The 23,994-nt window shown below is 49.4% G+C and carries 18 protein-coding genes and 1 pseudogene; 7 read left to right on the plus strand and 12 right to left on the minus strand.

Going from position 1 to position 23,994, the window contains the following annotated elements; genetic code table 11:
- Positions 1-2: 2 nt before the first annotated feature.
- The 5 genes from AC3G2T_RS12435 to AC3G2T_RS12455 all read left to right on the plus strand — a co-directional run bounded on the left by AC3G2T_RS12435 (position 3) and on the right by AC3G2T_RS12455 (position 5,593).
- On the plus strand, positions 3-1,001 hold the full coding sequence (locus AC3G2T_RS12435) for a FecCD family ABC transporter permease (RefSeq protein ID WP_488435649.1): 999 nt from the start codon (positions 3-5) through the stop codon (positions 999-1,001).
- Positions 998-2,125 (plus strand): heme oxygenase, encoded by a 1,128-nt coding sequence (isdG, locus tag AC3G2T_RS12440; RefSeq protein WP_488435650.1) that lies wholly within the window; start codon positions 998-1,000, stop codon positions 2,123-2,125. The genes AC3G2T_RS12435 and isdG overlap by 4 nt, the downstream gene beginning before the upstream one ends.
- Positions 2,126-2,514: 389 nt before the next feature.
- Positions 2,515-3,198 carry a ribose-5-phosphate isomerase RpiA gene (rpiA, locus tag AC3G2T_RS12445; protein WP_488435651.1) on the plus strand — a complete coding sequence of 228 codons (684 nt, stop codon included), beginning with the start codon at positions 2,515-2,517 and terminating at the stop codon, positions 3,196-3,198.
- A gap of 124 nt (positions 3,199-3,322) precedes the next feature.
- Positions 3,323-5,275: an ATP-dependent DNA helicase gene (locus AC3G2T_RS12450; RefSeq protein WP_488435652.1), complete on the plus strand. Its 1,953-nt coding sequence runs from the start codon at positions 3,323-3,325 to the stop codon at positions 5,273-5,275.
- 21 nt (positions 5,276-5,296) lie between these two features.
- The gene (locus AC3G2T_RS12455; RefSeq protein ID WP_474682970.1) at positions 5,297-5,593 is read left to right on the plus strand and encodes a DUF6509 family protein; all 297 of its coding nucleotides are present in this window, start codon (positions 5,297-5,299) and stop codon (positions 5,591-5,593) included.
- Between the two features lie 742 nt (positions 5,594-6,335).
- Here AC3G2T_RS12455 and AC3G2T_RS12460 read toward each other — a convergent pair.
- The 8 genes and pseudogenes from AC3G2T_RS12460 to AC3G2T_RS12495 form a co-directional block, all read right to left on the minus strand.
- Positions 6,336-6,584 carry a hypothetical protein gene (locus AC3G2T_RS12460; protein ID WP_474682969.1) on the minus strand — a complete coding sequence of 83 codons (249 nt, stop codon included), beginning with the start codon at positions 6,582-6,584 and terminating at the stop codon, positions 6,336-6,338.
- Between the two features lie 152 nt (positions 6,585-6,736).
- Positions 6,737-6,946, minus strand: coding sequence for an Imm70 family immunity protein (locus tag AC3G2T_RS12465; RefSeq protein WP_474682968.1), 210 nt, complete (start codon positions 6,944-6,946; stop codon positions 6,737-6,739).
- A 43-nt stretch (positions 6,947-6,989) separates the two neighbouring features.
- A complete protein-coding gene (locus AC3G2T_RS12470) occupies positions 6,990-7,355 on the minus strand; it encodes a hypothetical protein (RefSeq protein WP_474682967.1) in 366 nt (121 codons plus the stop codon).
- 319 nt (positions 7,356-7,674) lie between these two features.
- Complete coding sequence (locus tag AC3G2T_RS12475) at positions 7,675-8,190, minus strand: hypothetical protein (protein WP_474682966.1); 516 nt, start codon at positions 8,188-8,190, stop codon at positions 7,675-7,677.
- 87 nt (positions 8,191-8,277) lie between these two features.
- Positions 8,278-8,598, minus strand: a pseudogene (locus AC3G2T_RS12480) (RNase A-like domain-containing protein); the annotation flags it as partial.
- Positions 8,599-8,610: 12 nt separating this feature from the next.
- Positions 8,611-9,609 (minus strand): hypothetical protein, encoded by a 999-nt coding sequence (locus tag AC3G2T_RS12485; protein WP_474682965.1) that lies wholly within the window; start codon positions 9,607-9,609, stop codon positions 8,611-8,613.
- Positions 9,610-9,748: 139 nt separating this feature from the next.
- Positions 9,749-11,482 (minus strand): S8 family peptidase, encoded by a 1,734-nt coding sequence (locus AC3G2T_RS12490; protein ID WP_474682964.1) that lies wholly within the window; start codon positions 11,480-11,482, stop codon positions 9,749-9,751.
- A 101-nt stretch (positions 11,483-11,583) separates the two neighbouring features.
- The gene (locus tag AC3G2T_RS12495) at positions 11,584-12,006 is read right to left on the minus strand and encodes a hypothetical protein (RefSeq protein WP_474682963.1); all 423 of its coding nucleotides are present in this window, start codon (positions 12,004-12,006) and stop codon (positions 11,584-11,586) included.
- Between the two features lie 394 nt (positions 12,007-12,400).
- Here AC3G2T_RS12495 and AC3G2T_RS12500 point away from each other — a divergent pair, with 394 nt between their 5' ends.
- Complete coding sequence (locus AC3G2T_RS12500) at positions 12,401-14,644, plus strand: helix-turn-helix domain-containing protein (protein WP_488435653.1); 2,244 nt, start codon at positions 12,401-12,403, stop codon at positions 14,642-14,644.
- Positions 14,645-15,330: 686 nt separating this feature from the next.
- On the opposite strand, the gene AC3G2T_RS12505 is transcribed toward AC3G2T_RS12500, so the two are convergent.
- The 4 genes from AC3G2T_RS12505 to AC3G2T_RS12520 all read right to left on the minus strand — a co-directional run bounded on the left by AC3G2T_RS12505 (position 15,331) and on the right by AC3G2T_RS12520 (position 19,836).
- Complete coding sequence (locus tag AC3G2T_RS12505; protein ID WP_474682961.1) at positions 15,331-15,999, minus strand: hypothetical protein; 669 nt, start codon at positions 15,997-15,999, stop codon at positions 15,331-15,333.
- A gap of 283 nt (positions 16,000-16,282) precedes the next feature.
- Positions 16,283-17,155 (minus strand): carbohydrate ABC transporter permease, encoded by an 873-nt coding sequence (locus AC3G2T_RS12510; protein WP_474682960.1) that lies wholly within the window; start codon positions 17,153-17,155, stop codon positions 16,283-16,285.
- Between the two features lie 28 nt (positions 17,156-17,183).
- Positions 17,184-18,086: an ABC transporter permease gene (locus AC3G2T_RS12515; RefSeq protein ID WP_474682959.1), complete on the minus strand. Its 903-nt coding sequence runs from the start codon at positions 18,084-18,086 to the stop codon at positions 17,184-17,186.
- 157 nt (positions 18,087-18,243) lie between these two features.
- Complete coding sequence (locus tag AC3G2T_RS12520; protein WP_474682958.1) at positions 18,244-19,836, minus strand: extracellular solute-binding protein; 1,593 nt, start codon at positions 19,834-19,836, stop codon at positions 18,244-18,246.
- Positions 19,837-20,221: 385 nt separating this feature from the next.
- Between AC3G2T_RS12520 and AC3G2T_RS12525 the strand changes: the two genes are divergently transcribed.
- The gene (locus AC3G2T_RS12525) at positions 20,222-23,992 is read left to right on the plus strand and encodes a response regulator (RefSeq protein ID WP_474682957.1); all 3,771 of its coding nucleotides are present in this window, start codon (positions 20,222-20,224) and stop codon (positions 23,990-23,992) included.
- Positions 23,993-23,994: the final 2 nt, after the last annotated feature.

Consider the following 23,994-nt stretch of genomic DNA (forward strand, 5'->3'; position numbering starts at 1 on the left):
CTATGAATCTGGAGCAGCGTAGTTTTCGCCGAAAATGGGGGTTCGTTATCGCTCCCGTCCTCTTGCTTGCCGTTACTTTCTATGGCCTCACTTACGGCTCCGTCCCGATTTCGCTTCATGAAATTTGGGAGGTGTTTACCTCCGCCGGCGGGGCGCTTCAGCATAAAATCGTGATGAACCTCCGGCTTCCCCGCGTGCTGATCGGGCTGCTCGTCGGAGCCTGTCTTGCGGCATCGGGCGCGCTCTTGCAAGGCGTCATGAAAAACCCGCTCGCAGATCCGGGCATCATCGGAGTGTCCGCCGGCGGAGGACTGGCTGCGATCATGTCCATGATCGTATTTCCGCAGCTCAGCTTCCTGCTGCCTGCGCTTGCTTTTGCCGGAGCTTTCGCCACATCGGTGTTCATTTACTTATTGGCTTGGAGCAAAGGCTCTTCACCGCTGAAAATCGTGCTGGCCGGCGTTGCCATCAACGCGCTGCTGGGCGCCATCACCAACGGGTTCATGGTGATTTACAGCGACAGGGTGCAAGCTGTCCTCCCCTGGCTGTCCGGCGGTCTTAACGGCAAAAGCTGGCATCATTTATCGTTCATGGCCCCTTATGCGATTGCAGGCCTTGTGCTGTCCCTGTTCGCCATTAAACCGGCCAACCTGCTGCTGCTTGGAGACGATGCTTCCAAACTGCTCGGACAGAAGGTCGAATTTCAGCGGTTTTTGCTGATTCTGCTCTCCTCCCTGCTGGCAGGAGCCGCCGTCAGTGTCGCCGGCCTGGTCGGCTTCGTCGGTTTGGTGGTCCCTCACGCCGTCCGGCTTTTGGTCGGGGGCGATTACCGTTTTTTGCTCCCATTGTCCGTTGCGGGCGGGGCTGTTTTGGTCGTATTTGCCGATACGTTGGCCCGTTCGGCCTTTGACCCTATCGAGCTTCCGGTCGGTATTCTGCTGGCCGTGCTGGGTGCGCCATTCTTTTTATACTTGCTGAAGAAACGGGGAATGTCGGGATGAGCGCTGTCGAAACGAAGCAAATCGAATTAGCTCTCGGAGGTTTTGAGCTGCACGATCTGTCTGTGTCGTTCCCGGTCGGAAAAATGACGGCCATCGTCGGCCCGAACGGTTCCGGAAAATCCACACTGCTCAAAATCATCAGCCGGCTGCAGCAGCCGGACAGCGGAGATGTCGACGTATACGGCCGATCCATTAAAGCCTACAGCTCCTTGCAGTTCGCTCAAACGGTAGCCATGCTTACCCAATCCAAAGAGCAGCTGCCCGAACTAACGGTCAGGGAGCTGGTTGCATACGGACGCTCGCCCTACAAGCGGCTGTTTGACCGCATGAGCCGGGCCGATCATGAAATCGTGGACTGGGCGCTTCAAGTGACCGGCACCGCAAGAAATGAAAACCGCATGTTTCATACTTTATCGGGAGGTGAGCAGCAAAAAGTACGGATCGCCATGGCTTTGGCTCAACAAACAAATATTCTCCTGCTGGATGAACCGACGACTTATCTGGACATTGCCCATCAGTTGGATGTGATGGAGATGCTGCAGGCGGTTAACCGGGACTACAAGCTTACCATTGTAATGGTGCTCCACGATCTTCAGCAGGCGGCAGCTTACTGCCATTACATGATTGCCATGAAACGCGGCAAGGTCGTTCAAACGGGTGAACCGAAGGAAATGTTGACCAGCCGGTTTTTGCAGGAAGTCTATCACATTGATGCTAGGGTCAAGTTCGAAGACGACTACCCTGTTATTATTCCAATGAAACCCAAACCCAAGGAGGAATTATCCATGATTATCGTAACCAACACTTCGCAAATCAGGAAAGGCGAGGCTCACAAACTGATCGAGCGCTTCGACAAGGTAGGCAAGGTCGAATATATGGAAGGCTTTCTTGGCCTGGAAGTGCATTTGACGGAAAGCATGAAGGAATACGATGAAGTCAGCGTCGTGACGCGCTGGAACTCCAAGGAAGATTTTAACGCCTGGACGAAAAGCGATGCTTTCCGGGAATCCCACTCCCATCGGACCATACCTGAATACATCATTTCGAACAAAATTACATTTTATGAAGTGAAAATCGTCCGCAACCCGATCACAACAGGCGATGTTTCTTCATCCGCCAGCTAATCAACCGATCCTTTGGCCGTGCAGATCTGAACGCTGCACGGCCATTCCGCGCTTTTGTCCCGCTTCGGACCCGCCATAGAATTGACCAACCCCGTAAAAATTTGCCCCGTGGCTTTGCATCCTTCTCTTTTGAACAAGTTCGCCTTTTTCGCTTCGGTGGAACAAATTCCACCGTCTGCTCGGCGCCTATTTATCTCAATATTAAATATTTTAATTTTAAGATAATTGAGCAAAACTTGTGCCGAAGAGGTAAAATACAATCATGAACATGATTTCAATTGATCCGGCATGCCAAAGCGAAACGGGACACCTTCGCGCTGGGTGAAATATTTTCTCCGGAACGGCTACAATAATTAAGGAAGGAATTCATCAAAGGAGAGGACAAAACTATGGACGGGAAACAAGCTGCAGGCGAGAAAGCCGCGGAATACGTGCAAGACGGAATGCGGATCGGACTCGGTACAGGTTCAACCGCTTATTGGACTATTCGCCGAATCGGCGAAAGGGTGAAAGAAGGGCTGCGCATCCAGGCTGCGCCGACCTCGAAGCAAACCGAGCGGCTGGCCCGCGAATGGGGAATTCCCCTGCTGGAGCTTTCCGAAATTACCGCTCCGCTTGATATTACGATCGATGGCGCGGACGAGGTGAACCCTCGTTTCGATCTGATCAAAGGCGGCGGCGGAGCGCTGCTGCGGGAAAAAATGATCGCCTCGTACTCCGCCCGCTTCATTGTTGTCGTCGATGAGACGAAAATGGTCCAGGCTTTGGGGGCATTCCCTTTGCCGGTTGAGGTCGTTCCGTTCGGCTGGGAGCTTACCGCCAAGCGAATTGAAGGCATGGGCTGCACGCCTGTATTGCGGAAGTCGGATCAAGCTCCGTTCGTTACAGATAACGGAAACTATATTTTGGACTGCCGTTTTCGGGCGATCCATTCCCCTTCCGAATTGAACAGCCGGCTCAATATGCTCCCGGGAGTCGTTGAAAACGGTCTGTTCGTCCAAATGGCCGATCTGGTCATTGCCGGCCGCCCGGACGGCACGGCCCAGGTCAAACAAAGCGGCGGAAAGCTGTAAGCGGGAAGGCTCGGCGCCTTCATTCGCAGGAGTATGAACGGTGATTGATTATTTTCTTTGCTTTTATTGCGGCAGCATGTGATAATATACTGTTCATACTTTCGATCATGGAGGCACGGCCACAGTGGAGCGGTATCCTTTTACTTATGAGCATTCCAAGCCTTTCATTCAGCAGGTGGGCGAATGGGTTGCGGATGTGTTTTACGATATATTGCCGGAATCCGGCTTTGAGGTGCGCGACGAGCAGATTTATATGGCGTTCCAGCTGGAACGGGCGTTTGCCGAGAAGCAGACGATTTTCGCAGAAGCGGGAGTCGGGACGGGAAAAACGCTCGTATACTTGCTGTATGCGATCTGCTACGCGCGCTATATGAAAAAACCGGCGGTTATCGCCTGTGCGGACGAATCGCTGATCGAGCAGTTGGTCAAGCCGCAGGGCGATCTTGCCAAGTTGGCGCAGCATCTGAATTTGACGGTTGATGCGCGGCTGGCCAAATCCCCCGATCAGTACGTATGCCTGCAAAAGCTTGACAGCGCAAGGTTCGGGTACGAGGACGTGGAGCTGTACAAAGACCTTTACGACCGTTTGCCGGATTTCGTCCATTCTTACGAGGCTCTGCAGTCGTTCTACGCCTACGGCGACCGGAAGGACTATCCGCATATGGACGATACTGCTTGGAACCGAATCGGCTGGGATTCCTTCCAGGATTGCTTCGTCTGCGACAAACGGCACCGCTGCGGGCAAACGTTGTCGCGCGACCATTACAGGCGTGCTGCGGACTTGATCGTCTGTTCGCATGATTTTTACATGGAGCATGTGTGGACGTATGAGGGACGGCGCCGGGAAGGCCAATTGCCGCTGCTGCCGGACCACTGCGCCGTCGTTTTCGACGAAGGCCACCTGCTGGAATCCGCCGCGCAAAAAGCGCTGACGTACAAACTCAAGCATGCCGCTTTCGAAGAGCTGATCACCCGCTTGTTAAAAGGGGAGATCCGCGAGTCGTTGGCTATGCGGATCGACGAGGCGATCGAGCAAAGCGAGTCGCTGTTCGCTCTGCTGGAACGCCAGTGCAAGCCGATAGCCGGCTCGAATCTGCTGCAGATCGAGGTCAGCGATTCGCTGCTGCGCGAGATCGATTTGTTTTGCGCTTTGCTCGCGACCATCGAGGAGGAGCTTGTGTTTGAGAGTGAGCTTTTCACGCTCGACGACTATCAGCTTCGCATCGTCGAAGAGCATATGGAGATGATGCAGAAGGCGCTGCAGCTGTTCCGGCAGAAGGAAAATCCGATCTGCTGGGCGTCGAAAAGCATAACCGGCCTCACCCTCGTCATCATGCCGAGAACGGTAAAGGAAGTGCTGAAAGAACGGGTCTTCGCTTCCCGGATGCCGATCGTATTTTCTTCGGCTACGTTGTCTGTCGACGGCTCCTTTGACTTTGTCGTGAACAGCCTGGGCGTCAAGCGCTACCTGTCCTTCACCGTCGATTCGCCATACGACTACCGGCAGCGAATGAGCGTCATCGCTCCCAAATGGCCTTCGGGCGCCGGGACGTTCGCGGAAAAAATGCAAGCCGCCGCACAATTGCTGGCGCGTACGGAAGGCAGAGCTTTAATCCTGTTCCGGACACAGGAGGAATTGCAGCGTTTTAAAAAAGAAATCGCCTGCTTCCCGGAGTGTGCGGATATGCGCTTCCGGTTCGAGGGAGACGGCGAAATCAGCCATTTGATCGCGGCGTTTCAGCAAGACGAGCCCAGCATCCTGTGCGCGGTCAGCTTGTGGGAAGGGCTGGACGTGCCCGGGCCGTCGCTGTCCAATGTAATCGTGTGGTCGCTGCCTTTTCCGCCGCACGATCCGGTCTTTATGGCGAAGCGCCAGGCGGCGGCGGACCCTTTTGCAGAGGTGGATCTGCCCTATATGCTGCTGCGCCTGAAGCAGGGCATCGGCCGCCTGATCCGTACCCGCGAGGATAGCGGGATTATCGCGATACTAGGCGGGGAGCTGCACGAATCGGCAGCGCTGCGCGCTCACGTTGAAGCGCTGCTGCCGGAAGGCGTGCTTTTGCAGGAATCATTTTGAATAGAAGAGAGATGAACATTTATGCTGACCATTACCGGATATACGGTCGAATTTATTAAAGACCCATTCGGCATTTTGAACGGAAAGCGGTACGAGTTCCTGATCGATATCGAGGTTCCGGAAGACGACGAGCTGTATACGGACAAAGGCCTGTACGTGCGGGTCATTTACAGCGTGGAGGAAAGCCGGGAGGGCATCGTGAAGCACGAGATTTTTGAAAAAAGCACGGAGCAGCTGCTTGATTTCGAGCTGGAAAACGACGAGGAAGCCGTCGTAGCGGCTTTTTGCAAGGAACACTTCTCCGAAGCGGAGGAGTGAAAGCCGCGTGCGGGGCGGCGACGATGCGAAGCCGCGCGCGGGGAGCTGCGGGCGGGGCAAGGCCGGCGGCATGCAGCGCAATACCGCGCGCGGGGAGCTGCGCGGCGCGGCAAAACCGGCGCGCGGCAACTTTTACGCAGCCGCGGCTTTGTGAAGAGGCCGGCTGGGCGACACGCCCACCCGCCGGGCAGCGCCGCAACGCGCGTCGTGAGAGGCGCGCATTGGGAAAAACCTGCAATTGTGCAGGTTTTTTCTATGTAAATGGCCCATTTGGAGAAAAAGCCTGCAATTGTGCAGGAATTTCCGATCAGGAGGGCCCCAGGTTCAATTATTTGCAAAAAAAACTGCACAATTGCAGGAATATTTCGAAGCCGGCGCATCCATGAGCAAAAAGATGTATTTTTGCAGGTTTTCTGCGCTTGGCCAGTGACTTTTGCGTTCTAGCATTGACATGATGGATTCATTATGAGGGATTGCTCTGCTTACGAACAGGTGTGATTGGTTTGACGCTTACATTCTTCAATCTCAAGGACATATTTATAGTATTTGGTTTTAAAGAGGCTCCGGATCAAGCCGCGGCACTATCGTTTGCTAGATTCGCATTTCAAAGGTTACATTTTTTCTTGACAGTCTCAAATTAATGCATTGTTTAACCATTTCTCATCCATGTAGAAAAAACTCTCCATGCTCACATATCTGCGAACATGGAGAATCAAATCTAAAGAAAGAATCGCAAAATTTTTTATGATAACCCCCGTATAATAACTTCAATCAATAATTTAGGTTTATCAGCATTTAAAACCCGCATACCGTGAGTTTTGACAAATTCCTTCACAAAATCCCATTCCTCTTTTTCAAGCAACAACTCTACTTCCCTTAAAAGTCCTTTAATATGTTCTTCATCTTCAGTATTCTTATAGTTATTCACCACCTCGAGTGTTTCTTCAAAATTTACACCCGGAATTAAGTAACTTTGCCACGCTAATCCCACTTTCCTAGAATATTGGAAAAGAAGTTAAAATATAAAAACCCACATCAATATTCGGATCTCTTTTTATGTCCTTTCAACTCGTGCAAATCAAGCATTGGATTAGGTCAAAAGAAAAGGGTGTTTATTAATATCCAACACCCACGAATTACAAACTATAGACCTTCGATTTCTAAGTTACACTTTCGTTGATTGGCTTGTTCTATGGCTTTAACCATAACTTCAAACAAGTTTTTCCCTTCGCTAGTAACGAAATAATCAGATAAATTTGTGATATCAGTACTTATCTTATCGCCCCAAGGGGGCTTTTTTGATAAATCATCTATATCCCAAATTACTTTATCAGGACCGTAGTTCTTTAACAAAATTCGTATCTCATCTCATTCGTCATGGACTCTCGAAGAAGTATCATTGTAGTCTATCAGGTCCTCGTTTCTCCCATAGTTTCTCTACTTCTCCTGGTATTTGTTTTTTCAGTTCTGAGTAAAGACCCCTATAAAAATTATTAATTTCTTCTACCAGATCATCATAAAAACAGTGTATATTTTGCCAGTAAGGATTTGATTTAGCGCCGGTAACATCGGACTTCAAAATTGAACTATAAATCATATTTCCTTGACGAGTAAAATGATATACTGGACCTCCTTGTTCTGGTACTTGATAATTGAAAGAGCTGAAATTTGAAACTTGCAATTCTTTCAACAGCATTTTAAATATGTCTGTCCAATCAAAAATATCTACATCATCTGGTCCGAAATAGCCCATACTAGGCATTTTTTTTATACTTCTTATTGGATCATCAGGGAAACTTATTTAATAACTTCCCGATAATATTTTTTGTCCTATTTTTTCCATATTTCTTATATAAACCTTGAATTTCCGAATTAACCTCCCAATCATTTAGCTTCATCTCTAGCTCTGCAAGTTTTAATTCTTGAGTTATGTTTGTTTTAATACCATTTTTTTCCAATTCTTCGAAAAATTCTATTAGCTGTTCAATTGAGAATGTTCCACCGCCGTTAATTCCATCTAGATATTCTTTAAAAAAGTATATTATCGTTTGAAAATTACTCTTGTTGATATCAGTACCTCTTCATAAAAATTCAGAAAATTTAGCATGCCAGTGAGAAAAAATATTTGGTGCTTCTTTCATGATTTCTTTTAAAAAAGACTCTTTGAATTCATTAAATGCGTTTATAAAGTCTGGGTAGCTGAACTCTACATGAATCCAATTAGGGTCACCCTTACCACCGAGTATAGATTCTATAATTGAAAGATAAATATTGTCATCTTGCTTTTCAAATTTATATGCCGGTTTTCCTTGTTCTCCCCCTTCTATGATAAAAATCTTATGTCCTATATTAAATGACTTAAGCATCTTTGTAAGCATTTCAATCCAATATCCGATGCATACATCATCTGCTGAAGCTACTCCCATATGTGGGACTACTCTTCCTGATATTTTAATGCTTAATTCCCCATGAACATGGGTCATAACAGTGTCATTTAAAAATTCAATTGGTAACTCTCCTCCTTTTCCTTTTCTTTCTTTTGAGGGCATTGAAGTATCGTATGTCCAGAGATTATTAAATTCTATTCTTATCGTCATATATATTTCCCCTTAATATAGCAGGTAAAGTCATATTAGACCTTACCTGCTATATTTTATGTGTTTACAAAATACTAAAATTAGAAATTAAAAAACAGGATAACTGGTAATAATTTTAAACCCCAACTCCATTGTTGAGTCTTTTACTATAAACATTCTAGACTGTGTTAAACCGTAAGTAATATGCTGAGAACCTGCTTGCGCACCGTATCCAATTTCGTAACTATGAGAACAGTTGACTATAAGGTAGCTTTGATTTGAGGAATCATTTAAATAAGTTTCAATTTTTCCTGCATTTTTTCGAAGATTCTGTTGGACAGCCTTTATCGCAGTACTTTTATCAGTAAAAGAAGTTACATTTTCTACTTCTGTAACAGCTCTATTTATTAATTCATTATTTGTCATAGAAACATGTTTTTTTTAAGTATGTCCTCCTGCTGCTTCCATCCGATCAAGAATGTCATCAGCAACATTTCGAATCTTATATCCGAGCGTTTCCTTAAGTTTAGCTACGCTAGCTTTAACTATCCCTTGTGATCGAGCAGCCATCTTACCCGATATGAATGAAACTCCAGACATGGCTGCTGCTCTTGCTAATTCCTCTACAGCAGCTGTTCCTAAGGCAGCACCGCCAGCACCCGTTGGACTAGCCGCTAATGCCATTGCTCCCATCGTACCAGAGTTAATTAAAGCCTGAGCTGCTGCCGCGGCACTTCCCGCCGCAGCCATTGTATATGCCGCAGTAAAAACAGTATCCGTAAATGCCTTCGCTCGCATGTAATAGTAGTTATCTTCTGGCGCAGTTTTTCGTGATATCCATTGGGCTGCTCCAAAATAGACATTATCGTCTACTCCATAAGCAATACCTAGAGTAAGCATCCTTTTATCTTCGTCCGTTAATTCAGACGGATCAATTCCGACTTTATCATAAAACATAGTAATTAGTTCGTTCTTTTTGTCTTCAATGGCTTGCTGAATATCTTTGATACTGGGTAGCGCCATTGTTTCGACCGATGCTACCGATATACCTCCAGCTTGCCCAGGTGCACCAGCGTAGACGGCTCCAGTACTATACCAACTTCCACTAGTTAATAAGTATTCATTCCACTGTGTTTCACTACTGCGTTTTGCTATTGCTTTAATGGACTTCGTACTTTCTCCGGCACTTCCACCAATGTCAGAAAGATATACATCCACACTTTCTCCAAATGGATCGTTATAAGTAAATTTATACCAATCTGGTTTAGCTATATTATTAGATCCATCATAAGCAACAACACCGCCAAGTGCATTACCAATTAACTGTTTTTCTGAGGAAGTAAATGTTGAAAGAACGTCATAATTAGAGTAATACTTCAAAGTACTCATGAAAAGATTAAACTTACCGATATTTGATGCGGGAAGCTGACTAGATGGCATCTTGCTTAGGTTTCTAAAAGTGTCTTTAAATGGTTGCCACCCTATAGTTTCCTTAAGTCGTATAAAACAATAGGTAAGCGCATCGTTATGATACTTACCTACTGCAAAGGTCTTATCATAACTCCATTGCGAATCCGTTTTATAAGAATTCCGAAGGACCAGTCATCATAATAGTTCGCATCAAAAGCTGATTTTTGATCCAAGGTTGGCTCCATAAAATCGGGTTACCTGCCCAAGCCCATGCTCCACCGAGATCATTACGTGTTGATCGGATCTCTATCTTCTGACCGGTGTAAGGGGGGGTTCCCGTTAAATCTTTGTACGATAGGTATGCAGCATCCAAATGATTTAACCATCTCGTGAGATTACTTGAATTAATGACATTTAAATCATAAGATTCAAGATTTGTAAAAACATAACTACCGTCTTTTCGATATAATACTTCTGGGCCATCATAAGGTGTTTTGGGTTGCTGGTATAATTCATGCCTATTCCAAGAATTTGTGCTATCCGTGTACCATACTAACTGCACTAGGTATATCGATCCAGGATCTAAGTCTTTTACGTTATATGTACCGCTTGCTGTAGACCAAGTTCCGGAAATATCGTACCATTTTTCCCTTTTATAATCATAGTAGAATAAACCATTTCCGTATTGTCCGGATATTGGGAATGTTGCATTTACAGTCATAGATGTCGCATTCAAATTGCTGATAGTTAATGATGGTGTTGCTTGAGAACTAATAGCGCTAGTTCTCTGATAAGTTGTTTCTGTTACGCCATAAGTTGCTCCCGTAACTGAGATCGGCTGTGGGTACATGGAGTCGGGCATAGCAGGTATGGTTTTTAACTTCAAAATTCCGTTTTCTACCAATTGCTGCTCTAGCGATAAATCATCTCTATCTGCTGATTCGTCATCCCTGAACGTATAAGGCAGATTTCCTGAATTAGTTAAACTATTATTAACCTGAATCATTGTTTCGCTATTAACTTTACCAACCAACGTTGAGAGCCTTAAACCATTTGTCATAATCCTATTTTTTACAGTTTGGTAGTTTAATTCTGGCTCCTTGGAATATAGTAATGCTGCAGTCCCAGCTACAAAAGGAGCTGCCATTGATGTACCACTTAAAAAGCCGTACTTATTATTAGGTAATGTACTCATGACACTAACACCAGGAGCTGCAATATCCACTCCCGTTCCATAATTAGAAAATTGGGCCAATGAACCTTTATTGTTTATTGCTGCAACTGAGATATTGTTAGGAATATTAAAACTTGCAGGGTAAAAGGGTCTATTTGATATGTCTTGGCCATTGTTACCAGCAGCACTGACAAAAAGAATACCCGAATTCTGCATAGCATCTAACAATGCTTGGTTGTATTCGAATCCCCCCCAACTAGCGTTTATTATCTTTACACCCATTGTTTTTGCGTATTCGATTGCTTCTATTGCATCTGAAGTATAACCGGAATTGCCGTTAATAAATTTAAGAGGCATAATCTTAACGTTAGGTGCAATACCTATAATTCCTTCATTATTTGTTCCGGCTGCGATTATTCCAGCAATATGTGTGCCGTGAATATCAGATGAATCACCATCAAAAACCGTGTTGTCTTTATTTACAAAATCATAGCCATTTATATCATCAACATAACCATTACCATCATCGTCAATGCCATTCCCAGGGATTTCTTTCGAATTTATGTATATATTATCTTTTAAGTCGGTATGAGTAATATCAATACCACTATCAAGTACACCAACTACAACATTAGAATCCCCAGTGGTGATATCCCACGCACTTGTCGCTCCTAAGTCAATACCGGAATAGCCACTCTGCCCTGATATATTTTGTCCACTATTTAACAATGCCCACTGACTACTAAATAACGGATCAGACGTCGCGACGGTAGTTTGCAGTTTATAGTTCTTTTGTGCATACTCTACGTTAGGATCTTTCTTAAATTCTTCTATAACTTATTAATATCTTCTTGTTCGTCAAGTGAAAGTAACTCAGTCTTCTTATTGAATTTATTCGATTTTCCTTTCACCTTCTTTTTATCTATTGTATCCAGCGCATTTAATTGAAACTTCTTCATCACTTTTGTTTTACTGGATTCAGCTTTTGTTTCATCTTTAAACTTGACTATTAGTTCAGGAATTTTTCTTTCCAAACTGTTAATTTGTTTGGAATCCATTTTTTCAGCACTTGCTTCTTCTTTGACATTAGGTTCGGTCGGCTTTTGTTTGCGATAATTTTTAATCTCTTCACTTAGTGGAATTGGTAATGTCTTATTATTTTGCGCCGCTACAATTCCGGAATTTACAAACACGAAGATTACGATTAATGAAAGCATGAATAATTGCCTAGTTAGTCTCTTATAGGATTGCATCTTTACACTCCTTTTATTTACAATGATTTTTAAAAAATTGTACATAAATTAAAAATCTTCATTTGGCTTTTTTAATAAAAAACACCCCATTTTTATATAATTATGCAAAGAATTCAGCATTCATCATTATACCTATTTTGTATATTATTGTATTTAGCGAATTTTGTCGAAAATTACTGAATTGTTTGTACAATCTGTGAAAGATCCCCGCCCTCCCCTGCTCTCCCCCACTCTGCTTTGTCCCGCCTTGTCCTCCCACTTTCCCCAAAACTATTTCACTCGCGTCGACTCGTTTCATGACAATAAAATCTTAACATCCCGAAAACACAGGGAAAACATAGCGGCTCATAATGAAGGAGGAAGGTTTTGGTTTTAAGCGAAGGAGGACGCGTGTGTGAATAAGTCATGGTACAAACAGTTGCTGCTCTCGTACTCCCCCATTTTATTCATCGCCCTGTCCGTCATGATCCTGATCACGGTTATTTGCGTCAGCGAAGTGTTCAAGCAGGAAGCCGAGAAAGCAAGCCGGATTTCCATGCAGGTCGTGACGGATACCATACAGACGACGCTAAAAGAAATTGAATATAACGTTGCGGAAGAAGTGAACACGAACCAGCAGATTCAGCATTTTTTTGAGCGTACGCGAACGGGTAACTCCGGGTTTGTGCTCTACGATACATCAATGGAGCTTAAATCGTGGCTGCGCAAAAATTCTTTTATCGATTCGGTTTATTTGTATCGTGCGTCCGACAGACTCGTGCTGACTCCGGGCTTGACGGACAAGCTGTCCAGTTTTCCCGATCGCGCTTTTATTGAGGAAGCGGCTGCCAAGCCGTCTCTTGATGAACGTAAGTGGTCGCCTGTTCGGTTTTACAGGGAAAGTGAGCTGGACTCGGGGAAACAGGTCATTTCCCTTTACAAAAACGCCCTCCTTCCGTTCGGGAATGACGGGTTGTTCGTCGTCAATGTGCGGGCGGATTCGCTCATCGGCCTGGCCCAGCGCATGATCAATCATGACATTACGCATTTGGAAATTTGGAGCGACGGAGTGCGGATTGACGCACCGCAGCCAAACGGACTGCCGGGAGAGCAAAAGCTCAGCGGCAAAATCGTAACGAACTACCTCTCCGCTTATACCGGCTGGCGGTTCGTCAGCGGATTGAAAGCATGGCCGATGCTGGGCGGGCCTTCGTACTTATCGATCATCTGGATTGCCGCCGGGATCATTGTGTTTATCGGCAGCGGTATCCTTTTGGTCATCGCTACAAAACGAAACTACAAGCCGCTGGAGCAAATCGTAGAGCGCATGCAAACGATACATGCACCGGCTGTGGCTTCCGGCGGCAAGCAGGATGAATTCGATTTTATCGGCAAAGCGCTCGACAAGTTGATTGACCAGACCAACCTCTACGAGAAGCGCCATCTGGAAGACAGGGTCATTCGGAAAAAGCAGTTGTTCCAGGACCTGATTACGGGCGAACGGGCGATTGCCGCGCAGGAATGGCAGGAAAGCTTGACGGGGTACGGGATGAACCCGGATTTTGAGGGGTTTGCGGCCGCTATTATCGAAATCGATCACTATCCCGATGTACAAAAACAGTACAACTCCCGGGAAAGAAAGCTCGTGCGCTTCGAGCTGAGCCAAGTGCTTGGCGAGCAGGCCGAACGAAACGGATTGAACGTCTGGACCGAGTGGGTAACGGGCCGCCGTTTGGCCGTACTGCACTTGACCTCCGGGGAAGTGGGCCATTTTTCGCATCTGCTGGAAGCTTTCCGTTCCTGGGCTTCAGAGCAGCCGGGGCTGACGGTTACTATCGGGCTGGGCAGTCAGGTGAAGGATTTGCCGGACATCCGCAGCACTTGGGACGAAGCGCAATTGGCGCTGCAATATAAAATGTCGTTCGGCACGAACCGGATTATCGCCTACGATAGGCGGCTGCTTCAGCAGGATGATGAGGCGGGCTACCGCTATTACGAAATCATTCGAGAGATCGTACAGCAATTCAGGCTGACCGCGCTGGTGTGGGAACAGGAATTTGACCGTTTGTTCGACCACCTGACCCGCTATCCGTACCAGGATAATCAGATCATCGGCATCATGCGCCGCCTGACGCATATGTTCAAGCGGGAATTCGAGGATTTCTCGGGCGAGGGAAGAGAGGCTTGGTGCGAGCAATTTTACCCGCGGATGCTGACCGTCCTGGAAGAAGCGGAAACCGTCGATGAATTCCGCAGCGGCTTCCGTCTTGTTTTAACCGAATGGTACCAGGAGTACGCCTTGATTCGGGAGTCCGGCCGTTATGCCGCCATCATGCACGAGATGAAGGCTTTTATCGAAGCCCATTACGGCAATCCGGATTTGTCCCTTCATTATTTAAGCGACAAGTTCACGGTGAACAGCCGCTACTTCAGCCAGCGGTTCAAGGATGAATTCGGCGTCAAATTTGTCGATTATTTAGTCGGCCTGCGGATGGATCATGCCAAGCGGATGCTGACCGAAACCGATGATATGGTGCAAAATATTGCCCTGCAGGTGGGCTACACGCATGCCATTTCTTTCGGACGCACTTTCAAAAAAGTGGTCGGCATTACGCCCGGCGATTACCGCCGTATCATGCAAACACAGGCGCAGCCGTAAGCCGTTGCGGGGAACAGGCCGCGCAAGTGGCTCGCTCCGCGCGGCCCATACACCGCTCTGAGTGCCAGAGCGGCGGTCGGATCGTTCGAGAAAGCCTAGGCACTCGGCTGAGTGTGCCGGAAGGAGCCACCCGGGTATTGCCGGGGTCTGACCCACCGCCGGGTGAGGCGCAACGTTGGGATAGAACACTGCTTAGCGGAGTTGCATGAGGCGGGTTGGCAGGCCAGGCCGAGGGGAAAACCTGCAAAAGTGCAGGAATTTTCCACGGAAAAGGCCCATTTTAGCAAAAAGCCTGCGAAAGTGCAGGAATTTTCGACGAAAATGAGTTTTGAGCCCCTGCGTCAGTGAAAAGCCTGCACAATTGCAGGAATTTTACGCGGCCTGCGTATCTACGTGCAAAAAACTGCACTTTTGCAGGCTTTCTTCGCCCAAAGCCAGTCAGTTTGTGCTTATTGGCTCTGGCGGGTGGGGTTGCTCGACAACCTGACTTCTGCTGGCTTTCTTCGCGCAAAAACCAGTTTCAGTATTGTGCTATCGGATCTGGCGGGTGGGGAGGTTCTTGACAACCTAACCTTCGCTGGCTTTCTTCGCGTAAAAACAGTCAGCATTGGGCTACCGGATCAAGCGGGTGGGTTTTCGACAGCCCACCAAAAAAACCGCCGCTCTGTCTGCCAGAGCGGCGGTTTTCACATAATATGCAGGCTGCGGATTTCACTCAGCTGCTCCTGTATGCGCTGCGGAATTTCCGCAAGCAGCTCGGGCCACGAAACATAGTGCGCGTCCGACCATTCGCAGCGCTTAAACGTCATCGCCGGCCGGAAGGCCAGCGTCTTCAAGTAAGCTTCAACCATCCGGTTGATCCCCTCGTCAGTGTGCACAATGCCCGCTAAAAAGCCGGGTACAGTCAAGCCGTCTTTTCCGGCCTCTTCGTATGTGCATTGGTACAGCTTCGGGACGAGCTGGAACCAGTCCGCATCGGGCAGCATCGCATGCTTCCCCGGCTGGCTGAACAGCCGGACATGCGTACCGTCCTCAACATTGCTGCGGTCTGCCAGCAATCCCCGCAGAAATTTGCCGTGAAAGCTGGCTTCGCAGTCAAGCACCTCTCCGTCCTGGCCCACGAAAACCCACACATGCTCCAGCTCATACAGATGCTGAATGTCATAGTCCCAATAAATCGCATATTCAATAATAGTCTCGACGCGCCGGTCGTACGTATCTACCATCCGGTTAAAGGAAGGGGAACGCTCACCCGGCTTCAACAAAGTAACGCCGACGCGTACCGGCAAGAACGGCTCGTTCCGGTCGAAATAAATAGCCGGCTCGTACTTGCGGATCCATGACAAATTGTTCATGCCTGCTCCTCCTCGTTCATCTATGGATGTTTGTATGATCGTCCTACAGCTCCGCGCAATGTCTTTCGCAGCAGGTTCGGTAGTCTGGGTCTTGATGCCGTACCGCCTTTTGCAGTGGGGAGGCAGCAGTCCGGGTTTTGATCCGGTTTTGTTGTCGTGCCAATCGGTGACAGGACGGGCCGAACCGCCCCGGCACCGCTCCAGCGCCCGCCGCCTCGCCTCGGACCCGCTCCGACGCCCCGCGCTCGCGCAGCCCGCCAGCCGGCCCGGCTGCCGGCCTCCACTACTCCTTCACGGCGCCGAGCATCGTGCCGGAAATAAAATATCGCTGCAGCCACGGGTACACGATCAGGATCGGAACTGTGGCGAATATGACGCTGGCGCCTTTCAGGCTGTCCGGCAAAACTTGCACGAAGTTCAGCCCCTCCATCTGCAGCTGATCGTTTATCATGCTGTTCTTGATCATTTGGTACAGTTTGAGCTGCAGCGGGTACAGCTTGGGGTTCGTAATATAAAACAGCGAATCCGTGAATCCGTTCCAACGGCCGACCGCATAAAACAGGCCGAGCGTAGCCAGCACCGGACCGGACAGCGGAAGCACGATTCGGACCAGCATGACGATGGGGCTGGCCCCGTCTATTTGTGCGGATTCCTCCAGGCCTTTGGGGATCGACTGGAAGAACGAAATCATAATAATTAAGTAAAACGGGCTGACGAGCAGCGGCAAAATAAGCGACCACATCGAATCGAGCAAATGCAGCTCTTTCACCAGCAAATACTCCGGTATAAGCCCGCCGCTGAAAAACATCGTGAACACGATAAACAGCATCAGCGGACGCCGTCCCCACAGCCCGGTGCGGGTCAGCGGATAGGCTGCGCAAATGGTCATCAGCATGCTGATGCACGTATACAGCACCGTCAGCGCCGCCGTAAACGCAAGCGATCGCAGCATGAGCGAATCGGTTACTACCCGGCGATACGCTTCCAGGTTCCATTCAACCGGGAACAGCGTCACCTGGCCGGACAAAATCGGGGCGTTGGAGCTTAATGAAATCGCTGCGATATGCAAAAACGGGGCCATGCTGAACAGCAGCAGCAGCGCAATCACCGCCGTATTTACGAGATCAAAGACGCGGTTCGCCGTTTTGGGGCTCATGCACATTCCTTCCCTCCGATTGTTCTCACTAAATAATACTTTGGTGCGTCAGTTTCTTCGCCGCGTAATTGGCCGACAAAATAAATACAAGCCCGACAACCGACTGGAACAGCCCGACCGCCGTCGCAATGGTGTAGCGTCCCGTCTCCAGACCGACTCTATAAACAAACGTGCTCAGCACGTCGGAAAATTCCTTTACCGTAACGTTCCCGATCACATAGGGGCGTTCGAATCCGATGGAAACCATGTCCCCCAGCTTCAATATGAGCAGCACTACAATCGTCGACCGAATCCCCGGCAGGGTTACATGCCAAATCCGGGCTAACCGCCCCGCCCCGTCCGCTTCGGCGGCTTCGTACAAATCCTTGTTGATCCCGGCGATAGCCGCAAGAAAAATAATGGTCCCCCAGCCTGCGCTATGCCAGACGCCGGTGCCCAAATAGGTGAGCAGCCAATAATATTTGTCCGATAAGAACGGATACGGGCCAAGCCCGAACCAGCTTAACGCTTCGTTCACCAACCCGGATTGGGTGGAAAATAATTGGTAAACCATGCCGCCGATGATGACCCAGGAAATAAAATGCGGCAAATACAATATGGATTGCGAGCTTTTTTTGAACCAGCCCGTACGCAGCTCGTTGAGCATCAGAGCCAGCAGTATCGGGGCCGGGAAAGAAACGAGCAAATCAAGCCCGTTCAGCAAAAAGGTGTTGCGCAGCGCGACATAAAAATCATGCATGCGAAATATTTCCCGGAACGCCTTGAGCCCAATCCACGGGCTGTCGAACACGCCTCTGAAAAGGTTGTAATCCTTAAAGGCGATGATGACGCCATACATGGGCCCGTATTTAAACACGGTAAAATAAAGAATTGGCGGCAGCAGCAGCAAATACCACTGCCAATTGCGGCGAGCATACGCGATGGCTTTCATAAAAGTCCTCCCAGATGATGAACTTCACGGCAAAAAGAAAGCATGCGGGAAGCTGCAGTCCATGCATTCGCATCCTCCCTGCATGCGCAAATCAGGACGCGGGCAGCGCGCTCGGCAGCACATTGCCGCTTGTCCGCGCCGCCTGTTGTCCGTTCATTTACTTTCCTTTCTTCTCCGCCGCATAAGCCGCTTTGCGCTCGTCGACGATTTCCTGGCCGCCGCTGCTCATGTAATCTTTCAGCATCGCGTCATACGTTTTGTCAAACTCATCCGGTTTGACGAGCATACATTTTACGAGCAGCGTCTCATACTTCTCCTGAAGCGTCTTGCCGTATTTCGCTTCCGAATCGATCGGAGTATGGAAGCGGATTTCATTAAAGCCGTCGGTCATGGAAATTTTGAGCGATTGCGTATAATCGCTGCGGTACTCCTTGGGAGTGGCAATCGCCATGGCTTCCATATTTTTGTCCGCATTCTGGAAGTCTCTGCCGTTGGAGATAATCGCCATGTCCGACGAGTTATACATCAAATTTTTCGTTTCCTCGGAATCGACTCCGACAGGCAGCCCGTTTTCCAGCGTGTAATTCTTGCCTTCGAACCCGTTCATTAGCGTAAACAGGTTGTCCTTCTGGGACATCCAATTCAAATATTTGATCGCCTCCGCCTGATGCTTGCTCGACTTCGGAATCATGATGAACATCCCCGCCGGGCGATAAAGCGCCTTGGCGTATTTCCCTTCCGCGTTGGAAATCGTGTCGATCGGCAGCAGCTTCGCGCCAGGCGTATTTTTTTGCAGCGTTTTATAGATGCCCGGCGTATCGCCGAAGCTGCTTCCGACATCCTCCGTATAGAAGCCGACCTTCCCGGTCATAATGTCCTGCTGCAGCTTCTTCTTATCCTTGTCCAGCGCAAAATCCGGGCTGACCAGGCCTTCATTATAGAGCTTGTTCATAAAGCGGACGGCATCCTTATGGCCCGGCAGCAGCAGCGGGAACTCGCGCCCCGACAATTGCTGGGTGAGCGTCGCCTTTTCTTCCTCGGTCGCGCCTTTTACGCCTGACCATACGAGCAGGTCATAGGAAGCGGCTGAAAGCGCCATTCCCATCGGAATCGTTTTGCCGCCGGTATTGCCGGGATCTTTTTCCTTAAACGCTTTGAGCGTGGTGTACAGTTCCTCGGTCGTCTTCGGTGCCGGGAGTCCCAGCTTGTCCAGCCAGTCCTGGCGGATAAACGAGGAATAACGGCCTTGAAACACCCGTTTCGCCGGAATGGCGTATTGTTTATTTTTGTATAGACCGTAGGAGAGCGTATCTTTGCCGAGGAAGCCGGTCAAGTTCGCGCCATGCTCCTTCAACGTGTCGTCCAGCTCCGCCAGACCTCCTTGGTCCGCATATTTTTGAACGGTTTTAATATCGTACGTAAACACAATATCCGGCGCGTCGCCGCTGGCCATCATGATGTTCAGCTTGTCCACCTCTTGGCTGCGGGGCACAGGAATGTATTCCATCTTGATGTTGTTCGGGCTGCCGAACTTGTCCTGAACCCATTTCGTCCATGGATTGTCCGTTACGGTAACCCCGGTCGGCGAATTCCCCCGGTCGAACACTTCCACTTTCAACGTGACCGGCTCTTTCTTCCCTGCAGTTTCCGCTGCTTGCTTCGCGCCTTCAGATGGCGTATCTTTCGCACAACCGGTGATCGATGCCGTCATGACGGCCGCTGCCAACAACAGACTTGCCTTCTTTCTCACTTTGTTCAGCTCCTCTCCAATTTGCGGTGCGCGCTGCTGTGATATCGTTCCGCGAGCCCCTCCTTTTTTATACTAGAAGCGGGGGTTTCGGGGCAATGAACATGTTTTCAGACGTTAAACCAGGCTGCATTTCAATCGCGCTTAGCGTGCTAAACCAAATGTCAGACGGCCAACTTGACGCGCAAAAAGCGGATAAACCCGCATGCCGCAGCCGGCGCCGGAATGCCGGGAATGACGCCGGCCCTGCAATAATCGTTTATACTCATTATATCTGCTTGTTCATTTGAGCGCTGAACTTCTCCGGCCCGGCTTGCTTATATTGTTCTCAATTGTGAGCGCCAGATGACGATATATGAAGTATGAGGAATTGGAGGAGGCTTTTTTCATGAAATTATCGCTGCATATCAAAATGATGATCATGCTGATGGCGGGAACTACGCTCTCCCTTTGCCTGGTCGGTTTTACGAACTATCGGCTGTCGACCGCCAAAATCAACGACCAACTGGTCGAGCAAACCCTTAACACCGTAGAGGTCGCCTCCCAGAACCTGGATAACTATTTTTCCGTCCGAACCGACGAAATTGAAATCATTAGCCGTACCACTGTGATGCGCATCGGTTCGTTGCAGCAAAGACTCGATTACTTGTCCCGGGAATTGCAGCAGGGCAAGCTGAAAAACTTTTCCAATTTCGGCATTGTGGACACGAACGGGACGTTGACGGCAACAGACGGAAAGACGGCCGACATTTCCGGTCTTCCGGTTTTTCAAAAAGCTTTGCAGGGCAGATCCGCCGTTTCCGATCCCTATATCGGGCTGATCAATCACCAGTACATCGTGACGATCATGGTTCCCGTATTTGACGATCTCGACCGGGTAACGTGCATAATCGGAGTCGCCCTGGACGCCCAAAAAGTGTTTGCCCAACAGCTGCGGGTCGACAATCAGACCGGGGACCGCCGCTTTATTCTCGTCAACCGGGAAGGACGCGGCCTGTACAACTCATCTTCGAGCAGTATCCCGAATCCGAATACCAACTATTTGCAGGATTTCCCCAAGGCCACAGCCGACATTCAAGAAGCCTTGAAGCATGAAAAGGGCCATTTCGAAGTGGACATCAACGACCGGAAAAGTCTCGTTTTTTATGCAAACGTCCCCAATACAAGCTGGCATCTGGCGCTTTCCATCGCGACTTCCACCTTTGATGCTCCCGTCAAAAGCGTATTATGGAATACCATCGTTATCGTGCTTGTGACCGAAGCGGTTCTGCTCACGGGCATATACCTGGCGGTCAATTCGCTTGTGACCCGGAGGGTCAAGCCTATCGTCAGCGCGACCGAGGCAATAGCCGGCGGCAACTTTTATATCGAACCGCTGGAATCCCCGTCGCATGACGAGCTTGGCGTGCTGTCCGAATCCGTCAACGAAATGATGGAGAAGCTGCGGGACTTGTTTGAGCCTTTCGAAACGTTTTTCCGGCAAAATCAATATGCGATGATCGTCACGGACCTTGATTTCCGCATTACTTATTTTGACCGTCGCGCGGAAGAAATGCTCGGGTACGATTCCGCGAAAGTGCTGTTCAAGAAAACGCCGCTGCTCTGGCTGGACCGGAAGCAATTGGAGCGGCGCGCCCGCGCCTATTCGGAGGAATTGAAGGAAAAAGTCGCCGCCGACTGCTCGGTGCTTGTGATCAAAGCGCTGCGCAATCTGGAAACGGATACAGAATGGACCTGGATCAAGCAAAGCGGCGAACGCCTGCCCGTCAATGCCAATGTCACCATCATGACCGATAAGGACAATTCACCCAAAGGCTTCGTATTTATTGCAAAAGACATCACCGTTGACAAGGAAAGCGTAGAAACCCGCAACCGCCTGCTCAGCATTCTGGCTTCAGCGCACGATTGCATCGCCTCTTTCGATATGAAAGGCCATATGTTTTTCATCAACCAGGCGGGCATCCGTCTGTTCGAAATCAACGAGCGGGAGCCGCTCGACACCAACATCAACAGCTACATGAGCGCATATCAAATGGCGCAGTTCACCGAAGGCTTGCTGAAAGCGCAGCAAGAAGGCTATTGGGAGCACGAAATCGAAGTGATCACATCTACCGGGAAACGTCTGACGACACACCAGACGATCGTCGCTCATCCGACGGCCGGGGAAGATTTTTATTACTCCACGATCGTTCGCGATGTGACCGGACAAAAAAAGATGCAGATCGAGGTGCTCCAGGCCAAAGAAGAGGCCGAACTGGCCAATCAGGCCAAAAGCATGTTTCTGGCCCGGATGAGCCACGAAATCCGCACGCCTCTAAACGGCATTATCGGCCTTTCCCACCTGATGCGAAAATCCAGCTTATCCGAAATTCAAATCGATTACATGGAAAAAATCATCACCTCTTCGCAATCCTTGCTGCAAATTATTAACGACATTTTGGATTTTTCCAAAATCGAAGCCAACAAGATGAACATGGAGTCCGTACCGTTCTCACTCGGGGAAACCGTGCAAAAACTGTCCAGCACATTGAGCGTGCTGCTCGGGCATAAGCCGGTCGATATGATTATCGATATCGATGGCTGTCTGTCCGAACGCTATATCGGAGATCCGTTCCGGCTGAATCAAATTTTGCTCAATCTGACCAGCAATGCGGTTAAATTTACGGAAAAAGGCCTCATCGAGCTGCGCATCCGCAAGCTGGAGGAGGACGGAGACACCGTATGGCTGCAGGGCTCCGTGCGGGACAGCGGCGTCGGCATGACGCAGGAGCAGCTGCGCCAGCTCTTCCAGCCGTTCGTTCAGGTTGACGGCTCAAAAAGCCGGAAATACAGCGGCACCGGGCTCGGACTCGTCATTGTCCAAAGCATCCTGGAGCGGCTGAACGGCACGCTGAACGTAGAAAGCGAAGTAGGGCAAGGAAGCTTGTTCACCTTCACGCTTCCATTGCAAAAAGACGAGGCCAAAGACCCGGCCGTCCACCTGCAGCAGCGTGTCCTCGTTGTCGAAGACCACGATCAAATGCGGGAGCATCTGATCGCGCTGCTGCAAACTTTGGGATGCGCTTCGACGGGAACGGATTCGTGGGAGCGCTCGATGCAGCTGCTGGATGAGCTGCCGCTGGATATGCTCATGCTCGATATGGAGGCCGGCGATATGCACGGCGAAGAGACTTGGCAAAGCATGAAGCGCGAAGCGGACCGCAAAGACCTGCGGACGCTCGTCTACACTTCTTTGGCCGGCCGGGACGCCATCCAGGCTTTGCCTGAAGAGCTCAGGCCGGATCGAATTTTGATCAAGCCGATCAGCCTCATCGATCTGCGCGACTCGATCCAGCATCTGCTCTCCGCGCCGGTTGAGGACTATGCGGCCCTGCTCGGCCCGAAAGTTCCCGAAGCGGGCCGTGGGACGCCGATACTGCTCGTCGAAGACCACTTGATCAACCAGACCGTCGGCCGCGAAATCCTGATCGGCCAGGGCTACACGGTAACTACGGCCAACAACGGTTATGAAGCTTTGCTGGCTTTGAACGAAGCATCCTTCCAGCTTGTATTGATGGATGTGCACATGCCGGAGCTGGACGGCATCGAAACGACGCTGCGCATTCGCGCCGACGCCAGGTTCAAAGACCTGCCGATTCTTGCGCTGACGGCAGATACGACGAAGCAGCAGCATCAGTCCTGCCTGGATGCGGGCATGAACGGCATCATCATGAAGCCGCTCGATCCGGAGCAGTTCATCTCGATGGTCCGCCAGTGGGACCGCTCCGCTCGTCCCCTCGCCGCAGCAGCCCGGGAAGAACGGCAGGAGCCCGCCAGCAGGCTGCCTCTGGACGCGGACGAAGCTTTACGGCGGCTGGACGGCAAAAAAGAGCTGTTTATTACGCTGCTGGAAGCGCTTGTTGCCGAGTGCTCGGGAATTTCGGCCGAGATCGAACAGGCCCTGGAAGAGCAGGACCGCGATTCGGCGGGGCGGATCACGCACAGGCTGCGGGGCGCTGCGGCCACTTTGTCCGCTCACGGCGTATTTCAGGCGGCCAGCGAACTGGAGCAGGCTTTTCTAGAGGAAGAGCGGATCGAGCCTTTTATGCAGGAATTGAAAAATCAAATTGAATTATTAATCGAAACTGCGAACTTATGGATGAAACGACATAAACAATAATA

It is taken from the genome of Paenibacillus sp. sgz302191 (genome assembly GCF_057749925.1).